This is a genomic window from Brotaphodocola sp., from assembly GCF_050873065.1.
GTDB lineage: Bacteria > Bacillota > Clostridia > Lachnospirales > Lachnospiraceae > Brotaphodocola.
Genome location: NZ_JBNMIC010000019.1, coordinates 1 through 19961 on the forward strand (window position 1 = coordinate 1; position 19961 = coordinate 19961).

20 protein-coding genes are annotated in these 19961 nt (G+C 51.7%); all 20 read left to right on the top strand.

Features of this window, described 5'->3' with window-relative positions; genetic code table 11:
* Positions 1–705: hypothetical protein (locus ACR0QE_RS06780; protein WP_432627606.1), on the top strand; the 705-nt coding region annotated here is incomplete at its 5' end.
* Positions 706–817: 112 nt separating this feature from the next.
* On the top strand, positions 818–2377 hold the full coding sequence (locus ACR0QE_RS06785; protein ID WP_432627607.1) for a phosphate--AMP phosphotransferase: 1560 nt from the start codon (positions 818–820) through the stop codon (positions 2375–2377).
* Between the two features lie 76 nt (positions 2378–2453).
* Positions 2454–3689 carry an NAD(P)/FAD-dependent oxidoreductase gene (locus ACR0QE_RS06790; protein ID WP_432627608.1) on the top strand — a complete coding sequence of 412 codons (1236 nt, stop codon included), beginning with the start codon at positions 2454–2456 and terminating at the stop codon, positions 3687–3689.
* A gap of 49 nt (positions 3690–3738) precedes the next feature.
* On the top strand, positions 3739–4446 hold the full coding sequence (cmk, locus tag ACR0QE_RS06795) for a (d)CMP kinase (protein ID WP_432627609.1): 708 nt from the start codon (positions 3739–3741) through the stop codon (positions 4444–4446).
* Positions 4443–6371 carry a bifunctional 4-hydroxy-3-methylbut-2-enyl diphosphate reductase/30S ribosomal protein S1 gene (locus ACR0QE_RS06800; protein ID WP_432627610.1) on the top strand — a complete coding sequence of 643 codons (1929 nt, stop codon included), beginning with the start codon at positions 4443–4445 and terminating at the stop codon, positions 6369–6371. The genes cmk and ACR0QE_RS06800 overlap by 4 nt, the downstream gene beginning before the upstream one ends.
* Before the next feature lie 171 nt (positions 6372–6542).
* Positions 6543–7337, top strand: a complete 795-nt coding sequence (locus tag ACR0QE_RS06805; RefSeq protein WP_432627611.1) for a DUF134 domain-containing protein — start codon at positions 6543–6545, stop codon at positions 7335–7337.
* A 241-nt stretch (positions 7338–7578) separates the two neighbouring features.
* Entirely contained in the window at positions 7579–7896 is a 318-nt protein-coding gene (locus ACR0QE_RS06810) for a PadR family transcriptional regulator (RefSeq protein WP_432627612.1), read from the top strand.
* Positions 7893–8720, top strand: a complete 828-nt coding sequence (locus tag ACR0QE_RS06815; protein ID WP_432627613.1) for a DUF1700 domain-containing protein — start codon at positions 7893–7895, stop codon at positions 8718–8720. The genes ACR0QE_RS06810 and ACR0QE_RS06815 overlap by 4 nt, the downstream gene beginning before the upstream one ends.
* Complete coding sequence (locus ACR0QE_RS06820) at positions 8717–8854, top strand: hypothetical protein (protein WP_432627614.1); 138 nt, start codon at positions 8717–8719, stop codon at positions 8852–8854. Before ACR0QE_RS06815 ends, ACR0QE_RS06820 begins: the two co-directional genes overlap by 4 nt.
* Positions 8855–8911: 57 nt before the next feature.
* Positions 8912–9106 carry a PspC domain-containing protein gene (locus ACR0QE_RS06825; protein ID WP_432627615.1) on the top strand — a complete coding sequence of 65 codons (195 nt, stop codon included), beginning with the start codon at positions 8912–8914 and terminating at the stop codon, positions 9104–9106.
* An 80-nt stretch (positions 9107–9186) separates the two neighbouring features.
* Positions 9187–9423, top strand: coding sequence for a small, acid-soluble spore protein, alpha/beta type (locus ACR0QE_RS06830; protein ID WP_432627616.1), 237 nt, complete (start codon positions 9187–9189; stop codon positions 9421–9423).
* Positions 9424–9546: 123 nt separating this feature from the next.
* Positions 9547–10755, top strand: coding sequence for a cobalt-precorrin-5B (C(1))-methyltransferase CbiD (gene cbiD, locus ACR0QE_RS06835; RefSeq protein ID WP_432627617.1), 1209 nt, complete (start codon positions 9547–9549; stop codon positions 10753–10755).
* Between the two features lie 89 nt (positions 10756–10844).
* Positions 10845–11999 carry a cobalt-precorrin 5A hydrolase gene (locus ACR0QE_RS06840; protein WP_432627618.1) on the top strand — a complete coding sequence of 385 codons (1155 nt, stop codon included), beginning with the start codon at positions 10845–10847 and terminating at the stop codon, positions 11997–11999.
* 30 nt (positions 12000–12029) lie between these two features.
* Positions 12030–13496, top strand: a complete 1467-nt coding sequence (gene cobK / locus ACR0QE_RS06845) for a precorrin-6A reductase (RefSeq protein ID WP_432627619.1) — start codon at positions 12030–12032, stop codon at positions 13494–13496.
* A gap of 68 nt (positions 13497–13564) precedes the next feature.
* Complete coding sequence (locus tag ACR0QE_RS06850) at positions 13565–15640, top strand: cobyrinate a,c-diamide synthase (RefSeq protein WP_432627620.1); 2076 nt, start codon at positions 13565–13567, stop codon at positions 15638–15640.
* Positions 15637–16260 (top strand): bifunctional adenosylcobinamide kinase/adenosylcobinamide-phosphate guanylyltransferase, encoded by a 624-nt coding sequence (locus tag ACR0QE_RS06855; protein ID WP_432627621.1) that lies wholly within the window; start codon positions 15637–15639, stop codon positions 16258–16260. The genes ACR0QE_RS06850 and ACR0QE_RS06855 overlap by 4 nt, the downstream gene beginning before the upstream one ends.
* Before the next feature lie 119 nt (positions 16261–16379).
* The gene (locus ACR0QE_RS06860; RefSeq protein WP_432627622.1) at positions 16380–17222 is read left to right on the top strand and encodes an adenosylcobinamide-GDP ribazoletransferase; all 843 of its coding nucleotides are present in this window, start codon (positions 16380–16382) and stop codon (positions 17220–17222) included.
* Between the two features lie 81 nt (positions 17223–17303).
* Entirely contained in the window at positions 17304–17792 is a 489-nt protein-coding gene (locus ACR0QE_RS06865; protein ID WP_432627623.1) for a bifunctional adenosylcobinamide kinase/adenosylcobinamide-phosphate guanylyltransferase, read from the top strand.
* Positions 17793–17870: 78 nt separating this feature from the next.
* Positions 17871–18878, top strand: a complete 1008-nt coding sequence (gene cbiB / locus ACR0QE_RS06870; protein ID WP_432627624.1) for an adenosylcobinamide-phosphate synthase CbiB — start codon at positions 17871–17873, stop codon at positions 18876–18878.
* Entirely contained in the window at positions 18848–19960 is a 1113-nt protein-coding gene (locus ACR0QE_RS06875; protein WP_432627625.1) for a pyridoxal phosphate-dependent aminotransferase, read from the top strand. The genes cbiB and ACR0QE_RS06875 overlap by 31 nt, the downstream gene beginning before the upstream one ends.
* Position 19961: the final 1 nt, after the last annotated feature.

Below are 19961 nucleotides of genomic sequence, written 5' to 3' on the forward strand. Positions count from 1 at the left end.
CCGGAGGATGCGGCAGAGCGCATTGGCTGTCTGACTCTGTATACAGACGGAGTGGGCGGAGAGACCTGCTATCTGCAGAAAATCCCGTCTGCCGGGGAGAACGGAGGAGAAAGTCCGGGAAGCAGCCAGAATGCAGAGACGAGAGCAGCGGGTGCCCCGGAGGCGGATGCAGCGGCAGAACCGGCAAAATGGGAGATCGGCATCGACTTTAATGATGCGATGACGGAAAATGGAAGGTTCCGTGACCAGACAGAGACAGCGCGGATGCTTGTTCGCCTGTACGGGCAGATTCTGGAACAGGAAGATCCGGCGCGGTATCGGGATTCCTTTGAGGCAGAGACGGCCGGAAGTGTCCAGACGGAGGCCCAACAGGGACTTAAAATCGGGGAGGCGCCGGGAGATTTCACTGAGGAACTGCCGCCGCCCCCGGATTTTGAGGACAGTTTCTGGATGTATGTGCTCACGGACTGGCAGAAGGAGAACGAATCGGCGGAGGCTGAGGGCGGACCGACGAGAGAGGTGCCCCAGACAGATCTCTGGGAGAAACGGATCCGGTATTTTGACCGTTTTCCGGAGCTTTCGGCGTACCGCAGACATGTGCGCACGGCGCTGAAACTGGATCTGACGGAGGAAGGCGTAAGTCAGGGTTTGGCGGAAGAAAACGGGAATACCGGAGAGACCGAGAGCGGGAAAAGCGGGGAATAAAAACGCAGAGAGTAAGAGTGCAAAGGGTATGGTGGAATAACGGAACAACCAGAATAAACCAGAATGTTATGCGGTCAGAGTGTGAGATGTGAGATCAGAAGGGAGAAACGGAATGCTGGAAAAGATTGATCTGTACAGAAGTGTGGAGAAAGCGGTTTACCGTCAGGAGCATGAGGAGTATCAGGAACGTCTCGGAGCGGTGCAGCGCAGGTTGAAAGAGGCGGGAATTCCGGTCATCATTCTTTTTGAGGGACTCGGTGCAGCGGGAAAGGGCGTTCAGATCAACCGGCTGATCCAGGCACTTGACCCGAGAGGGTTTGATGTGTATGCGAGCAGCAGGCCGACGGAGGAGGAGGCGATGCGCCCATTCCTCTGGCGGTTCTGGACGAGAACACCGGAGAAGGGGCGGATTGCAGTCTTTGATCGAAGCTGGTACCGCCGTGTCCAGATTGACCGTTTTGACGGCATCACGAAGAAGAGTGAACTGCCGGAGGCATACCGCGACATCTGTTCGTTTGAGAAACAGCTGACGGATGACGGGGCTGTGATCATCAAACTCTTTCTTCTGATTTCGCAGAAAGAGCAGAAGCATCGCTTTAAGAGGCTGGAAGACTCGGAGGAGACTTCCTGGCGTGTGACAGAGGGAGACTGGCGCAGAAACCGTGAGTATGATGCCTATCTGAAAATCAATGAGGAGATGATTGAGAAGACGGATACTGGATATGCGCCGTGGAATATCATTGAGGCGACAGACAAGAATTATGCGACGCTCAAGATCATCCGCTGCGTGACAGAGACGCTTGAGCAGGCACTTGAGGCTCACGGTGCTCACGGTGACAAGAACTGCGTCAAGGCGGCACCGGGGGATACGTCAGATACGGCAGAAAAAGAAGCAGATGAGGAAAAGGCCGAGACAGGTTTTGATCAGCGCTACCAGAATGGAGTGCTCTCCGGCGTGGATTTGACAAAGACTCTCGACCGCGATACCTACAAGCAGAAGATCGATCAGCTGCAGAAGAGGCTTGAGATCTTGCACAGTGAGATTTACCGGCTGAGAATCCCGGTGGTTTTGGGATTTGAAGGCTGGGATGCGGCGGGAAAGGGCGGTGCGATCCGCCGCCTGACGAGTCATCTCGACCCGCGCGGTTATCAGGTCTGCCCGACTGCGGCTCCGAATGATATTGAAAAGCGTCACCACTATCTGTGGCGGTTCTGGAACCATATGCCGAAGGAAGGCCATATCGCTGTCTTTGACCGGACCTGGTATGGCAGGGTTATGGTGGAGAGAATCGAGGGATTCTGTACGCAGGAGGAATGGCGCAGGGCGTATCAGGAGATCAATGAGATGGAGGCCCATCTTGTCAGCTCTGGTGCCGTTGTGCTGAAATTCTGGCTTCACATCGATAAGGATGAGCAGGAGCGCCGTTTCCGTGAGAGGATGGAAAATCCTGACAAACAGTGGAAAATCACGGATGAGGACTGGAGAAACCGCGAGAAGTGGGACCAGTATGAGCTTGCAGTCAATGAGATGCTTGTGCGCACGTCGACGACATATGCGCCGTGGATTGTTGTTGAGGGAAACAGTAAGTACTATGCGCGTGTGAAAGTGCTTGAGACGGTTGTCGAGGCACTTGAGAGAAAGATCCGGGAAGTGAAAGAGAAAAAGCAGTAAAAAAATGCGCTGCAGAATATGAAAAATGCGAAAGCATGAAAAGAAAGATGAGAGATAAAAAGATGGAGGACGAACGATGAGCCGTGTGGCAGTAATCGGAGGCGGTGCGGCCGGAATGATGGCGGCGATTGCCGCGGCAGAGGCCGGGCATGAGGTGAGCCTGTTTGAGAAGAATGAGAAACTGGGAAAAAAGCTGTTTATCACAGGAAAGGGACGCTGCAACGTCACGAATGCCTGTGCGACTGAGGAACTGTTTGACCATGTCGTCACAAATCCCAAGTTCCTTTATAGCAGTTTTTACGGATTTACGAATTATGACATCATGGACAAAGTGGAACAGTGGGGCTGTTCACTCAAGACGGAGAGGGGAGAGCGCGTTTTTCCGGTTTCGGACAAATCTTCTGACGTGATTCGGGCATTCAGCTCTCATCTGCGCGATGTGGGAGTGTCGGTTCATCTCTATGCGGAGATAGAAGGAATCGACGTGAGAGACGGGCATGTGAGCGGGGTCCGCTTAAAGAAGGAGAGACGGACTGTTCCGGCAGATGCCGTGATTGTCGCAACCGGCGGAATGTCTTATCCGACGACGGGATCGACCGGGGACGGATATGAATTTGCGAAGAGGGCAGGTCACAAGGTGACGGAACTTTCCCCGGCTCTCGTGCCGTTTGTCGTCAAAGAACAGCAGACAGTCAAGCAGCTTCAGGGACTTTCTCTGAAAAATGTGAATGTCTCGATTCAAAAAGGGGAAAAATCCATCTATGAGGAATTCGGCGAGATGCTCTTTACGCATTTTGGTGTCAGTGGACCGGTGCTTCTGTCAGCGAGCAGTTACGTTGCAAAGACCTTGAAAAAAATGCCGCTTGTGCTCTCAATCGATTTAAAACCGGCGCTCTCGAGGGAACAGCTCGATGCGAGAATTCTGCGCGATTTTGATGAGATCAAGAACAAGCAGTTCAAGAATGCCTTAGTTCACCTTCTGCCGAGCAAGCTTGTTCCGGTGATTGTGGAGAGAAGCGGAATTTCTCCGGAAAAGCAGGTCAACGAGATCACGCGCGCGGAGCGCGAGCAGATCGTGGAGGCAATGAAGAATTTCTGCCTGACACTGACCGGACTGCGCGATTTCAAGGAGGCGATCATCACGCAGGGAGGAGTCAGCGTCAAGGAGATCAATCCGTCGACGATGGAGTCCAAACTGGTTGGCGGTCTCTATTTTGCCGGGGAGGTCTTGGACCTCGATGCCGTCACGGGAGGATTCAATCTGCAGATTGCGTGGTCGACCGGACATCTTGCAGGCATCTCGATCGAGTAAAAGTGGGAATAAAATGAAATGAGAGGAAAGGGAAAGGAAGATAGAAAAAATGGAAAATACAAAGGCATTTAATATTGCGATTGACGGACCGGCAGGTGCGGGAAAGAGCACAATCGCACGCTTGGCGGCAGAAAAGCTGGGATTCGTCTATGTCGATACCGGGGCAATGTACCGTGCAATCGCGCTGTATATGCTCAGAAACGGGGTGGAAGCGACGGATAAGGAGAAGGTGGCGGCAGCGGTCAAGGACGTTGCCATCACGATTCGCTATGAGGAGGGCTCCCAGCGTGTTCTTCTTAACGGTGAGGATGTGTCGGGCCTGATCCGCACGGAAGAGGTCGGAAATACCGCTTCTCTGGTCAGTGCGGTTCCGGCTGTGCGCGAGCATCTCTTAAAGCTTCAGCGCGAGCTCGCCGCTTCCACCAATGTGATTATGGACGGCAGAGACATCGGCACCTGCATCCTGCCGAATGCGGATGTAAAGATCTTTCTGAGTGCAAGCTCAGCCGTGCGCGCGAGACGCCGCTATAAGGAGCTGACCGAGAAGGGAGAGGTGTGTAATCTCGAGAAAATTGAGCAGGATATTATCAAGCGCGATGAGCAGGATGCAAACCGCCCGATCGCCCCGCTAAAGAAGGCGGAGGATGCAGTCCTGATCGACAGCTCAGAGATGACGATTGCCGAGGTGACGGGGGCAATTTTTGCCGAGGCACAGAAGAAGGGACTCAGACTGCCGGAAGGAGTGCTCGAGAAATGAACCTGACAGTGGCAAAGACAGCGGGCTTCTGCTTCGGGGTCAAGCGCGCCGTGGACCGCGTGTACGAGCAGATTGAGACGGCGGATAAGCAGGTCTACACGTTCGGCCCGATCATTCACAATGAGATGGTTGTCGAAGATCTTGCGAGACATGGTGTGAAGGTCATCGACTCGGAGGAGGAGCTTCGCAAACTTGATGACGGTGTGGTTGTGATCCGCTCACACGGAGTCGGAAAACGGGTCTACGACATCCTGAATGAGAGAAATGTCACGATCGTGGATGCAACCTGCCCGTTTGTGAAGAAGATCCATCTGATTGTCCAGAAGCAGAATGCCGAGGGACGCCGCGTGCTGATCATCGGAAATCCGACTCACCCGGAGGTCGAAGGCATCCGCGGATGGGGCGCAGAGGACACTCTGGTCGCAGAAAATGCGGAAGAACTTGAGAATCTGCCCTTAAAAACAGGCGAAAAACTGTGTGTCGTAGCCCAGACGACATTTAATTACAATAAATTTCAAGATTTAGTTGAAAAATTGACAAAAAAGGGTTATGATATACTTGTTTTAAATACGATTTGCAATGCAACACAGGAAAGACAAGTGGAGGCTAGGCGTATTGCTTCTGAGGTTGACGCTATGATTGTCATAGGAGGCAGGAATAGTTCCAATACACAGAAATTGTACGAAATATGCCAAAAGGAATGTAAGAACACTTACTTTATCCAGTCACTCGGCGATTTCAATCCTGAATGTGTGAATTCTGTGAGCAGCGTAGGTATTACAGCAGGGGCTTCGACCCCAAATCAAATAATTGAGGAATTGAGGAGGTTCATACTAATGCCAGAATTAAGTTTTGAGCAAATGTTGGAGGAGTCTTTAAAGACAATCCGGACAGGAGAAATCGTCACCGGTAAAGTGATTGACGTAAAAGAAGATGAGATTGTCTTAAATATAGGCTATAAGTCCGATGGTATCATCCCGAGAAGCGAGTATACCAACGAGGCAAATGTGGATCTGCGCACCCTGGTTCAGGTTGGCGACGAGATGGAAGCAAAGGTCGTTAAGGTAAACGACGGTGAGGGTCAGGTTGCTCTGTCCTACAAGAGACTTGCTGCTGATAAGGGCAACAAGAGACTGGAAGAGGCTTTTGAGAACCATGAGGTTCTGACTGCAAAGGTAGCACAGGTTCTCGACGGTGGTCTGAGCGTTGTTGTTGATGAGGCTAGAGTCTTCATCCCGGCAAGCCTGGTATCCGATACTTACGAGAAGGATCTGAGCAAGTACGCTGGTCAGGAGATCGAGTTCGTTATCACCGAGTTCAATCCGAAGAGAAGACGTATCATCGGCGACAGAAAGCAGCTGATGGTTGCTAAGAAGGCTGAGATGCAGAAAGAGCTGTTCGAGCGCATCCACGTTGGCGATACCGTTGAAGGTACTGTAAAGAACGTTACCGATTTCGGTGCATTCATCGATCTGGGTGGCGCTGATGGTCTTCTGCACATCTCCGAGATGTCTTGGGGCCGTGTAGAGAACCCGAAGAAGGTATTCCACTCTGGCGATAAGGTAACCGCTCTGATCAAGGATATCAGCGGTGAGAAGATCGCTCTGAGCTTAAAGTTCCCGGAGCAGAATCCGTGGGTAAACGCAGCTGAGAAGTATGCAATCGGCAACGTTGTTGAGGGCCGTGTTGCACGTATGACCGATTTCGGCGCATTCGTTGAGCTGGAGCCGGGCGTAGATGCACTGCTTCATGTATCCCAGATCTCCAGAGATCACGTTGACAAGCCGTCTGATGTTCTGAAGATTGGTCAGGAGATTCAGGCAAAGGTTGTTGATTTCAACGGCGAAGACAGAAAGATCAGCCTGAGCATCAAGGCTCTGCAGGCAGATCATCAGGATGATACCGACGCAGCAGATCAGAACTAAGAATAAACACGTTTCAGGATGAATGGCATAGGGCATCGGACCGTAAGGTCCGGTGCCTTTTTATTGCGTACTTGGCGCAAAATAGCAACTATGTAAAAACATAGTATTGCATTCCGGATAAAACGCGTTATAATCGGTATATACCGGAAATAAAAAGGAGGGGGAGGAAAGATGCCAAGACCACAGCGGTGCAGGAGAATCTGCTGTGAACCGGAGACAGACGGATTTGTCCCGGAGGGGAAGGCGGATGGAACACCGATCGTGCTGACTCTGGATGAGTACGAGGTGATCCGTCTTGTCGATCTGGAGAAGAAGACGCATGAACAGTGTGCGGTGCAGATGGATATCTCGCGCTCTACCGTGCAGGAAATCTATGAGAGTGCCCGTGAAAAGATTGCGGCGTGCATCGTTCACGGGCGGAAGCTGTTGATTGCCGGTGGAAATTATCGCGTCTGTGGAGAGCAGGAGGAGCGTCGCTGTGCTTTCTGCTGGAAACAGAATCAGGAGGCAGCTCTCCCTGAGAAAAGCACTCATCTTATCAAGAATGGAAAAGGAGAAGGAACAATGAAACTTGCAGTAACTTATGAGAATGGACAGATTTTTCAGCATTTTGGCCACACAGCCCAGTTTAAGATCTATGAGGTTGAGAATGGAGCGGTTGTGAAGAGCGAGGTAGTTGACACAAACGGAAGCGGACATGGCGCACTTGCCGGATTTCTGATGCAGCGCGGTGTGGACACCCTGATTTGCGGCGGAATCGGCGGAGGCGCGCAGATGGCGCTTGCCGAGGCAGGAATCAAGCTTTATGGCGGCGTCAGCGGAGATGCAGACGAGGCAGTGAAGGCACTGCTTGCCGGAAATCTGGGTTATGATCCGGATGTCCACTGCAATCATCACGACCATGAGCACGGAGAGGGTGCACATGCCTGCGGAAATCATGGGTGTGGAGAACACAGCTGCCACTAGAAAAATTAAGTCGGTCTGAAAAGAAAAACAGAAGAAAAAATGAAAAAAGAGAAATCTGCTGCGTGTGTCTGCGGGCGGATTTCTCTTTTTTATGCATACATTTCACGCGGCGAAAAATTTCTTGACAGCGCATATTATATGATGTATAGTATAAACAGAAACAATATTATATATCATATAATATTAATTCAAAAATAAGATACGACAGAGTACGGGAAGAAATGGGGAGGGTGAGACAGAGATGGTATTTAATACCGGAGCTGCACTTCTCGATGCGATCGTTCTGGCAGTTGTTTCCCGCGAAGCGCAGGGAACTTATGGATACAAGATCACACAGGATGTCCGGGAAGTGCTTGAGATTTCAGAATCGACTCTGTATCCGGTGCTTCGCCGTCTGCAAAAAGATGACTGTCTGGAGACGTATGATCTCGCGATTGACGGCAGAAATCGAAGATATTACCGGATCACAGAGAGCGGCAGAGCTCAGTTGAATCTGTATCGCGGAGAATGGAGCAATTACGTGCAGAAAATATGCAGGATATTGGAGGATGAGACATGACGCGGAGAGAATTTTTGAAACAGCTCGAATATCTGCTTCAGGACATCCCGGATGAAGAGCGGGAAGAGGCCATCGCTTACTACCGGGATTATCTCGAGGAGGCCGGGGACGACGGCGAGGAAGAAGCCCTGAGGGAGTTTGGAAGCCCGGAGCGGGTTGCAGCGATTATTCGCAGTGATCTGAATGGAAATCTTGAGGATGGAGGAAGTTTTACGGAGAGCGGGTATGAGGATGAGCGCTTTCGTGACCCGAACACCCAGATGACAGAGCGCAAGGATCTGCCGGATGCAATTGATGTGGAGTGGACGGAGCATCAGGGAGAAGAGAGGCAGGATGCCGGATCAGAGGCTTATGACAATATGAGATTCCATGACTTTTCGGATCTCAATGAGGACAAGGAGACGGGGGCGGAGGATTCCGTATCGCCGAAAGAGCGGAGACAGCGCTTCTTGAAGGTGGGAATTCTGATTGCGATTCTTGCGGTGCTCTCCCCGATGATTCTGGAAATCGGAAATGTTTTCTGGAGGGTGGTGTTTGCAGCTGTGATGTCAGTTTTGGTGGTTCTCATCGGAGTTGGAATTTTGACAGCTTCCGTATTTGTCGGGGCAGTGATCTGTTTTGTAGGAGGAATCGGAACGGGATTCTTTCATCTCGGAGCCGGAATGCTGATTGTTGGAACCGGAATTTTCCTTTTAGGACTTGGACTGATCGGATTTGTGGTCTCATGGCTGATGTATATGCGTTTTCTGCCATGGTGCCTGCGCGGATTTGTAAATGTTGTCAGCCGGTTCCTTCACAGGGAAGGGAGAAGAGTGAGCAGATGAAGATGAGCAGATGGATGAAGTGGATGATGATTGCAGGGGTTGCCTGCTGCCTGATTGGGGTTGGCATTATGACCTGCGGGGTGATGATGGGTGGCTTTCAGCATGCGGGGATTTTGTTGCATAAGGTGATCTAAACTGTGATCGGAACAAAGAAAAACAGCCGACAAGACAAGAAAGGAATAGATATGGACATGAATCGGAAATTATATCGGTCTTCAACAAACAGAATGATTTGCGGAGTCTGTGGAGGAATCGGGGAGTACCTCGGTGTGGATGCGACTCTGGTGCGACTGCTCTGGGCAATTATTGCCTGTTCCGGAACAGGACTGCTCGCCTACATTGTGGCGGCAGTGATCATTCCGGAGCGTCCGGGAAGCGGATATTAAAAGGAATCTCATGGAACAGTCACGAATAGAGTTGCAAGAAAGCGGGCATACTCCAAGCGAAAGGAGTGTGTCCGTTTTTTATGTCGAAAAAAAAGAAACAGGAAAAAAATATATTTGATCCGGAAAAGATGACACAGGAAGAACTGCTGAAATTTGAGATCGCGGAAGAACTGGGACTAAAGGAGAGGGTTCTCTCCGGAGGCTGGAAGGCACTTACCTCGAAGGAGAGCGGGCGAATCGGGGGGCTGATGACGAAGCGAAAGAGACAGCTCAGAGAAGAAAGTCTCCGAAAAGAGGAAGAGGCGGGGGAGAAATGAGGACGCTGCCCGGACTCTGGTGCCGCTTGCGGATCGGAAGTTTTGAAACGGAAAATCCCGAGTTTTCTTGCAAAAAGGAGTAAAATTCCTTATAATAGAGCCAGTAAAAAAGCGGAGGACGATATGGGAGAGAAGAGACTGCGGAGCGGATTTACCACAGGGGCATGTGCGACGGCTGCGGCAAAGGCTGCAGCCGTTTTTCTATTGAGCGGAAAACTGCCGCAACAGGTGGAAGTGGTACTTCCGGAAGGCCAACATGCTGTCTGGAAACCGGAGTATCAGGAAGAAGAACCCTGTCAGGGATATGTGCGCGTCCAGAAAGATGCCGGTGATGACCCGGACGTGACGCACGGCTCCTGGGTCTATGCGCGCGTGCAGGTGCTTGAGGAGACAGAGCTTGAGGAGAAAAGACAGACGGGAAGCGGGTACTGGCTGGAAGAGGAGCCGCAAGTCTACCTCGATGGCGGAGTTGGAATCGGAATTGTGACAAAACCGGGGCTTTCCTGTCCGGTCGGCCATTACGCGATCAATCCGGTTCCAAGAAAAATGATTCTCTCTGCGGTGGAAGAAGAGCGGGTCCGGCTGGGATTTCGCGGTTGTCTGGGAGTTCAGATTGCGATTCCGAGCGGAGTGGAACTTGCGGCAAAGACTTTCAATCCGAAACTTGGAATTCAGGGAGGCATCTCGGTTCTCGGGACAACGGGAATCGTAAAGCCGATGAGCGAGGAAGCGCTTCTTGCGACGATCCGCCTCGACATCCATATGAAAGCCGTTGCGGGCGATGGAGCCCTTCTGATGGCACCCGGAAACTATGGGGAGACTTTTTTGCGGGAGACGATGGGAATCCCGATGGGCGAGGCGGTTCTCAGCAGCAACTTTGTCGCGGATGCGATGCAGATGCTGAGGGAGGAAAACGTCAAAGAGGTGCTGTTTGTGAGCCATATCGGAAAGCTGATCAAGGTCTCCGCCGGAATCCCGAATACGCATTCCAAGTATGGGGATGGCAGGATGGAGGAGATGGCGCGCCTGACGGCTCTGAGACTGGAAAAGCATGGAGGTGCGCAGAAAACGGAAGATCTGCTTGAACAAATTCTGGGATCAAATACGACCGATGAGGCTCTTGAATATCTTGACAAGGCGAAAAAGGGACTTGCAGAGCAGATCCTCACCGACGCCGCAGAATCCGCAAAAGTGCATTTGGAGAGCTGGGCGGGCGGAGCACTCCATGTGGAGGTTGTAACATTCTCCACAGCGCTTCAAATTACCGGAAAGAGCCGTGGCGCAGATAGCCTGTTTGAGAAGTGGAAGAGTGACAGAAAAACATGCATATGACAGTGTGGCACAGCACAGATAAAGGAAAGCGCTTAAATACATAGAAAACATAGATAAAGCAGAACAGAAATGGAATCGGGAAGAGAGAAATGAGAGTTGCAGGGATCAGTTTTACGAGGGCGGGCAGTGAGCAGTTGCGAAAAATCCTTGGTGGGTTGCAGAATGATGGCGAAGAGTGTAAAGGTTACATAGCAGAACGTTTTCTTACAGAGCCAGAGGCACCATGGATTTATGCGAGGGATGGTTCTGTCGGAGCCTGGACGGCAGATCATTTCGAGCGTGCAGATGCGCTGATCTATGTCGGGGCAGTGGGGATTGCAGTCCGGGCGATTGCTCCCTGTCTGAAAGATAAGATGACAGATCCGGCAGTGCTTGCAGTCGATGAGCAGGGACATTTTGTGATCTCACTCTTGTCCGGCCATGTCGGCGGTGCAAACCGTCTGACAGAGAGAATCGCAGACATGATAGGCGCACAGCCGGTTGTCACGACGGCATCGGATGTACAGGGAAAGACGGCGATAGATGAGTGGGCGAAAGAGAGGAATCTTGTGATCTCAGACCGGGAGCTTGCAAAGGAAATTGCAGGCGCAATCGTGGATGGAGAAAAGGTTGGATTTTTCAGCGATTTTCCGGTTGAAGGAGGATGTCCGGATGGGTATGAAAACCAGATTGAGTGTAAGAGAAATGTCTGGGTGACGGATCATGTAAATCAAACTTGCACGCCTCATTTAAATCCAGTTTCCACGCTTCGCCTGATTCCGCGGTTTGTGACGCTCGGAATCGGATGCCGGAGAGGGACGCCGCTTGAGGCGATCCGGACGGCGGTGACACAGACTTTACAGGAGGAGAATCTTGATCTTTGCAGTGTCATGCAGATCGCAAGCATTGATTTAAAGAGCGGGGAGGAAGGGCTGCTTGCGTTTGCAGGAGAGCAGAAGATTCCGTTTGTCACCTATTCGGCTGAGGAACTCTTGGGCGTCGAGGGGGATTTTTCAGAATCCGCCTTTGTGCGTCAGGTGACCGGAGTCGGAAATGTCTGCGAGCGCTCTGCAATTCTTGGTGCAAGCCGGTTTGCCAAAGCTGTGGAATCTCAAAATAAAAAACGGGAAAATCAGGAAGACAGCAGAGAAGGCAGGCACGATGATCAAGGAAAAGCGGAGCTTGTGATTCGCAAGACCGCGTGTCATGGGGTGACGGTCGCAGCCGCCAGAGCAGAGCTGCCGATTCTGACTGTGTGCAGGTAGAAAATAAGAGGCGAAAGGATTCGTTTTTGTATGGATTGTATGGAAAAAAACGGAAGAATTGTGATATTCGGAGGGACTTCGGAAGGACGGGAACTTGCAGAGGTGGCGCAGAACAGTCGGGTACCGGTTCTTGTCAGCGTGGTTTCTGAGTACGGAGAGAGTCTTTTGACGGAAAGTGAATGGGTTGAGGTTCATCAGGGAGCTCTCGATGCAGATGGAATGAGAGCGTTGCTCAAAGACGAGAATCCTCCGTTTGTGCTCGATGCGACGCATCCGTATGCGAAGGTTGTGACGGCACAGGTTCAGGCGGTCTGTGAGGAACTTCATCTCACCTGCTATCGCGTGCTCCGGGAAGAAGAACAGATGGAGGACGGAATGTACCGCGTGGCGTCGGCGAAGGAGGCGGCAGATTTTCTTGAGAGACAGGATGGGAATGTTCTGCTCACGACAGGAAGCCGGGAACTTCACGTGTTTGCCGAAAAAGAAACTCTGCTTGCGCGCCTTTTTGCAAGAGTGCTTCCGGACAGTAAAGTTCTCGCCCAGTGCGAGGAGATGGGCATTAACGGTTTTCATTTGATCGCAATGCAGGGGCCGTTTTCGGTCGAGATGAATCAGGCGCTTCTGCATCAGACGGGCGCTGCGTGGATGGTGACGAAAGAATCCGGTGCGCGGGGCGGGTTTCAGGAAAAATGGCAGGCATCAAAGAAATGTGGGGTAAAATTTCTTGTGATCAGCCGTCCGGAAGACGAGAAGGGGATCTCACTCGCCGAGGCAAAACAACTGTTGGAGAAGAATGCGGATCTGAAAAATACGACAGCGCAGGTTTCTCAGAGTGATCGGACTGCCGGTGAATTATTTCTGATCGGAATGGGAATGGGTGGTGGATTAGACCTGACAGTCAGGGCAGTTCGGGCACTTGAGAGCTGTGAGGTGGTCTTTGGTGCGCCGCGAATGTTGCAGGATGTGGAAACGTATGCAGTTCGGGCAGAGAAAATTCCGCTTTTTCAGGCATCTGCGATCGCTGACTGGCTCTCTAAGCACGCAGAATGCGGAAATGTGGCAATCAAAAAGGCGGCAGTGATTCTCTCCGGCGATACCGGGTTTTACAGCGGAAGCAGTGCGCTTGTGGAGCAGTTTTCTGAGAGCAGATGGAAGATCTGTGTGCTTGCCGGAATTTCTTCTCCGTCAGCGCTGGCGTCCCGTATGCAGACGAGCTGGGAGAACTGGTATCTGTCGAGTGTGCACGGGCGAAGCTACGAGGCGGAAGATTTGAGAGAGATGCTGGGTGTCCATGAAAAAGTATTTCTGCTTCTCGGCGGAACGGGAAGCTTTCTCCATGAAGTCTGCAAGAAACTGGTGGAAGTCGGCTATGCGCAGGCACGGATCACGGCAGGCATCCGCATGGGATACGAGGATGAACGTCTGATTTCGGGGAGTGCAGAGGAACTTCAGACTCAGGAGATCAGGGAGTTAGCTGCCGCGTTGATTGAGCGATAAGAAAAGAAAAATTGAGAGAGAAAATAAATGGAACCAGAGATGATGGGGAAAGGAAATACGAAGAATCGATGAGAGACGAATGGTTTGTGCGCGGAAAGATTCCGATGACAAAGGAAGAAGTGAGAGCAGTCTCGATTGCAAAACTGGAACTGAAAGAAGACAGTGTGATCTACGATATTGGTGCGGGAACCGGATCTGTCACGGTGGAAGCGATCTGCATGGCAGGCAGAGGGCAGATCTATGCGTTTGAGCAGAAGGCGGAAGGCTGTGAGCTGATCCGTGAGAATTTGGAGCGTGCCAAGATCCCGGCGCAAAGGGCAGTTGTCGTGGAGGGAAGGGCACCGGAATGTCTTGCAGGTTATCCGGCACCAGACCGGGTCTTCATCGGCGGCAGTGGAGGAAACCTCCCGGAAATTCTCGATCTCTTATTTGAGAAGAATCCTTCCGTGCGCATTGTCATCAACATGATTGCACTTGAGAGCCTCAACCAGGTGACGGAGTACTGTGCGCGCCGGGGACTGATTCCCGATGTAACCTGTATTCAGGCATCCCGTGCAAAACAGCTCGGCGCTTATCATCTGATGCAGGGAATGAATCCGGTCTATGTGATCACGCTTGACGGGAGAGAGCAAAGAGCAAAGAAGCGGGAGGGGATTCCGAGACTTCTTCTTGCGGCCCCGTCGAGCGGCAGCGGAAAGACCGTTATCACCTCGGGACTTCTCGCGCTGTTTTCGAGAATGGGAATCTCCTGCGTCTCATTCAAGTGCGGGCCGGACTATATTGATCCGATGTTTCACCGGTATGTGCTCGGAATTCCCGGAAGCAATCTCGACAGTTTTTTCCTCGACGAGGATGGAGTCAGACAGCTCTTTGAGGAGCGAAGTGATGGCCATGAACTTGCGCTGATTGAGGGCGTGATGGGGTATTATGACGGGGTGGCGGGAACCTCGTTTCAGGCTTCAAGCTACGAGATCGCAAAAATCACGGACACACCGGTTATCCTTGTCGTCGACGGAAAGAAGAGCAGCCGCTCGATCGCTGCGCTGATCAAGGGATTTTTGGAGTATCAGAGGGACAGCAGGATTGTCGGCGTCATCTTAAACCGGACTTCCCCGATGATGAGAGAACGCTTGAGGCCGTTGATTGAGGATCTGGGAGCAAAGCTGATCGGTACTGTGCCGGAGTGCCCGGAGGCACGGCTTGAGAGCCGCCATCTCGGACTCACACTGCCAGATGAACAGGAGAAACTTCGCAGCCATATGGAGGCACTCGCAGACCGTCTTTGGCAGTGTCTGGACATTCCAAAACTGCTCTCCCTTGCCGGAATCAGAATCGAGGAAGAAACAACGATGGAGAACCATCCAGTGAGCGGGATGGAGAGAGCGGCAGAGTCCGGTGGAAAGACAGATTTTTCTGAAAAGCTTTTTGAAAGACCGGGGAGAACTTCCCGCCGGATCGGGGTGGCGCAGGATGAAGCATTCTGCTTTTATTATCAGGAAAATATGGAACTGCTCAGACAAAGTGGCTGGGAGATCGTGAGGTTCAGTCCTCTGCATGATGCGGCTCTTCCGGAAAATCTCGATGCGCTTCTTCTTGGCGGCGGGTATCCGGAGCTGTATGCGAGAGAACTTTCCGAAAACCGCTCGATGCTTGAGAGCATCCGAAGTGCAAGTGCAGGCGGAATCCGGATTCTGGCGGAGTGCGGAGGTTTTCTCTATCTGCACCGGACATTAGAAGATCCGGACGGCAGAAAATGGCAGATGGCAGGACTTCTCGATGCCGATGCATTCCGGACGGAAAAACTTTCAAGGTTTGGATACATCACCCTGACAGAGCATGTGGTGGATAAAATAGAAGGTGGCTCTTCAGACAACAAGAAATTAAAGATAGAAAACAGAACAGATAACCAAACAGAAAATAAAAACAGAACTAGGAAAAAAGTGGAGATTCGCGGACATGAGTTCCACTATTGGGACAGCACGGATCCGGGAGATGATCTTCTTGCCCAGAAACCGCTCTCTTCGAGAAACTGGACCTGCATGCATGTGAGTGACCGGATGATTGCAGGTTTCCCGCATATGTATTACCGCTCTGATCCGGAGTGGATCCTGAATTTCTTGGACGGAGGCGAGAGTAAGAGATGATTCATCTGATTACCGGAGGAAGCGGAAGCGGGAAATCCGCTTTTGCGGAGGACTGCGCGATGAAGTCCGCTGCGTCTGAGCGGTTTTACATCGCAACGATGAAAGTCTGGGGCGAAGAGGGGCAGAGACGGGTAAAAAAACACCGGGAAATGCGTAAGGGAAAAGGGTTTGTGACAGTTGAGTGTGAGACAGATTTAAAGTTACTCTGTCTGCGCGGGTATTCCGGGCAGAGTCGGGATCCGCAGCCATCGTCCCCGGCTCAGATCCCAGATTCCCCGGCTTTGGCTTTTGCTGCACTTTTGGAGTGTATGTCAAATCTTGCGGCAAATGAGATGTTTGAGAAGGGCGGGACGGAGCAGGAAATCTGTGAGCGAATTTTGGATGGCGTGAATCATCTTGCCAAGCAAACCACAGATCTTGTGATTGTCACAAATGAAATTTTCTCCGATGGCTGTGAGTATGATGCGGACACCATCCGCTATATAGATCTGCTGGCAAGGATCAACAGGGAGCTTGCTGAGATTTCCGATGAAGTGACGGAAGTGGTATTTGGAATTCCGGTCTGTCTGAAACCGGGACGGAACAGTCCGGAGAAGATGGAAAAAATGAAAGAAAAATAAAAAATAAAAAGACGAATGGAATGAAGAGACGAAAGATATAAAGGAAATCAGGAAAAATGGCGGGATAAAAACAGACATGAAAAATTCCGAGAGTACATGAGATGGGAGGCAGAAGCGGAATGGAAGAACAACGGGATGAGAGAGACGGAGAGGAGAGGACTGAAAAAAGGGAGACAGCCGGAAAAAGAAAGAAAGGAAACTGGCTGGAGAGTTTTGTGATCGCATTTTCGATGTATTCGAGGATTCCGATGCCGCGAATGGAGTGGACAGAAGCGGGAATGCAGTATGCGCTCTGCTTTTTTCCGATGATCGGAATTGTGATCGGAGCGGCTGTGTGCGCATTTGTCTGGATTTCTGATCGTGCCGGTCTGGGAAAGATTGCCGTCTGCTGCATCGGAACGGCGCTTCCGCTTCTGATTACGGGGGGAATCCATATGGATGGATTTCTCGACACGACAGATGCGCACAGCTCTTTTGCGGACAGGGAGAAGAAGCTTGAGATTCTGAAAGACCCGAACACGGGAGCATTTGCAGTGATCGGCTGTGGCGTCTATCTGCTTCTCTATGTTTCGGCATGGTCAGAGCTTCGGGCAGGGGCATTTCCGGCAGCGGGAAGCATCTATGTGATGACGAGGGCGCTGAGCGGCTGGTCGGTCGTCGGATTTCCGAAAGCGAGAAAAAATGGACTTGCGAGCACGTTTGCGTCCGGGGCGAGAGAGCGCACGGTGAAGAGGACCATGATTTTGTGGTGGATTCTCGGGATGGCGTTTCTTGTGTATTTTGCGGGCTGGATCCCGGCTGTTTTGCTGGCAGCGGCGGAACTTCTTGTGTTCTGGCACTATCACCGGATGGCGATGAAGGAATTTGGCGGAATGACCGGGGATCTTGCGGGATATTTCTTGCAGTCGGCAGAGCTTGTGATGTATCTGGTACTTGCAGGATATGGACTGCTTGTCCGATAAAGGAAAACGATCTTATAAAGAAGGCGTTTAAGAGAGATCTGGTGCTTGAAGGGAGATTGGAGGAAGAAAGGAAGCAGAGTGATGATTTTAGTGGTCGGAGGACATGGGCAGGGACAGGAAACCTATGCGAGGATGTGCCTGAAAGAATTCGATGAGCAACAGAATATAAAGAACGAGAAGAATAAGAAGAATGAGAACAAGGAGACAAGGGAGAAAGAGGATACAAAACAGGATGGAACTTTAGGAAAAACGAGAGTTGAGATCCGGATCGCAGATGGTGAGACGGATGATGCCCCCAAGGAGGCAATTGGGGCGGATCTTGTACTGAATCTTCATGCATTTGTGAGAAAAGTTATGGAGGCGGGGGAAGATCCGCAGGAATTTGTCACAGACCTTCTCCGCTCAGCCCCGAGAGCAGTCACCATCGATGAGGTGGGCTGCGGGATTGTTCCGATCGACGCGTTTGAGCGAAGATACCGGGATGAGGCGGGAGTGGCAGGACAGCGCTTTGCCGCTCAGGCAGACCGGGTGATCCGCATGATCTGCGGAATTCCGCAGAGAATCCGTTAATCAGATTACTTGATTGATAGAGACAAGAATGAAGAGACAAGAACGATAGAGAGATAGAGATAAGAGGAAAAAGAAATTATGGGAATACGGGAGATACTGGAAAGAATTCCGGAGTATGCGGGAGTTCTCTGTGCCGGGGCGGTGATCGATCTTTTGGTTGGGGATCCGCAGGGCTGGTGGCATCCGGTGCGCTCAATCGGCTGGCTGATCTCCTTTTTGGAAAAGTGGCTTCGGAAGGGATTTCCGAAGACGGAGAGAGGCGAACTTGCAGCAGGAGGGATTCTTGCAGTGCTTGTTCCGGCGGTGAGCGTATTCTGCGCGTGGGTGGTTCTTTCCGCAGCAGGGTGGATTCATCCAAAATTAAAACTTGCGGTGATGGCGGTGATGTGTGGACAGCTTCTTGCAGCGCGTTCGCTTAAGGATGAGAGTATGAAAGTGTGCCGTGCACTAAAGATGCGGGATGTCGAGGGGGCGAGATATGCCGTCTCGATGATTGTCGGGCGAGACACAAAGCCGCTCTCCGAGGAGGGGATCACAAAGGCAGCCATCGAGACAGTCGCGGAGAATGCCTCGGACGGGGTCATTGCGCCGATGATGTGGATGTTTCTTTTTGGTCCGCTCGGAGGATTCTTTTACAAGGCAGTCAATACGATGGATTCGATGGTGGGATATAAAAATGAGCGTTACCTGTATTTTGGAAGGGCAGCGGCAAAGCTTGATGATGTCGTGAACTGGATTCCGGCACGTTTCTGTGCGCTCTGCTTCGTCGCAGCGGCGTGGATTCTGCCGGGATATGACGGAAAGGGCGCATGGAAGATCTGGCGCCGGGACCGGCGCTGCCATAAGAGCCCGAATTCGGCACAGGGAGAATCAGCCTGCGCGGGGGCACTCGGGCTTCGTCTTGCCGGGGACGCCTGGTATTTTGGAAAACTGGTGAAGAAACCGTTTATCGGGGAGGAGACGCGCCATGCGCAGGCGGAGGATATTATCCGGGTGAACCGTCTGATGATGACGGCGGCGTTTCTTGCACTTGTGGCGGGAGTGGGAGGCATGTTATGGATCAGAGGCTTCATGGCGGGATTTTAAATTATGAGGAGAGACAGAGCGGAGAGTACCTCGATTACTCAGTGAACATCAACCCGCTCGGTTTGCCGGAATTTGTGAAGACGGCGATCATGGAGAGCATCCCGCTGTTAGAGCGCTATCCGGATCCGGAATGCCGGAAACTCTGCCGCCGTCTCGCAGAAGTTCACGGCCATGGGCTTGAGGAGAACCAGATTATATGCGGAAATGGAGCGGCAGACCTGATTTATCAGCTTGTAAACTGCGTGCGCCCGAGACGGGCAATGGTTCTTGCCCCGACGTTTTCCGAATATGAGCTGGCACTTGAAAGCGTCGGCTGCGAGGTGAGACATTTCGTTCTCTCTCGAGAAGAAAAATTTCAACCGGATCTGAAGGCACTCTGCCGGGCAGTGACGAAAGATCTGGATCTGCTTTTTTTCTGTAATCCGAACAATCCGACCGGGATCAGTGTGAGCCGGGAAGCACTCGGGGAACTTGTCGGGACCTGTGAGAAAAACGGAGTGCTTCTCGTCGTTGATGAGTGCTTTCAGGAGTTCCTTGATGAGCCGGAGCGGGCCACGGTGATACCGCTTCTTGGAAAAAACAAAAATCTGTTTGTCCTTCGCGCATTCACAAAAATTTATGCGATGGCAGGGCTTCGGCTCGGCTATCTTCTTGTCTCGGATCCGGTCTGGAAACAGAAACTCCGGGAGCGCAGACAGCCGTGGAATGTCTCGCTGGTGGCACAGGAGGCAGGATATGCGGCGCTTGGAAGTCAGGGCGACGAATATGTGGCGCGTGCCCGCAAGCTGATTTTGAGAGAGCGGGGGAGAATGAGCGCGCGTATGCGGGAACTTGGTTATCTCGTCTATCCATCGGAGGCAAATTTCCTGTTTTTTGAGGTCCCGTGGGAGAAAGAAGAGAATGGGGAGACGCTGTTTTCATTTTGTATGAAGAGGAAGATCCTGATCCGCGACTGTTCGAATTACAGAGGAGTAGAGCAAGGCTCTTACCGGGTCTGCGTGCGGACAGAGAGGGAAAATGAGGTCTTTCTGTCTGTTCTTGAGAAGGCAAAACAGGCGGAAGAGATGAGAAAGAAAAATTGAC